Genomic DNA, 419 nt, shown 5'->3' on the forward strand with positions numbered 1-419 from the left:
ATGCCGGCGCCCCGGCGGCGACCGGATGACCGTCTACGATTTTTCGGCTCGCGCGGAGGCACGGATCGGCACACTCGCCAATGATCTGCGCGAGGGGCTTTATCACCCAAGGCCGATGCGTCACGTCGACATTCCAAAACGCTCCGGAGGGTTTCGGCGGCTGACGATATCCTCCGTGGTCGATCGTATCATCCAGACGTCCGTCGCCACCGTCCTCATGCCGTTCTTCGAAGAGGAGGTGGCCATCGCGGCGAAGAACACGTGCAAGAAATGCTCTGGCAGGAAGTCAAGCGCTTTCTCGACAGCGCTTTCGAACGGTTGAAGTTCGTCAAATCGCTGTCATCCGGAGCCTATTGGATCGTGCTTCCGACCATCGATGCAGCGGAAGAGGAAGAAACGAACTGGGTGTCGGTGTCGCG

1 pseudogene is annotated in these 419 nt (G+C 59.7%); it reads left to right on the top strand.

Annotated elements, in window-relative coordinates:
• Positions 1 to 322 (top strand): annotated as a pseudogene (locus CH339_RS23655) (hypothetical protein); the annotation flags it as partial.
• Positions 323 to 419 lie beyond the last annotated feature (97 nt).

Source organism: Rhodobium orientis (assembly GCF_003258835.1).
Classification (GTDB): Bacteria; Pseudomonadota; Alphaproteobacteria; order Rhizobiales; family Rhodobiaceae; genus Rhodobium; species Rhodobium orientis.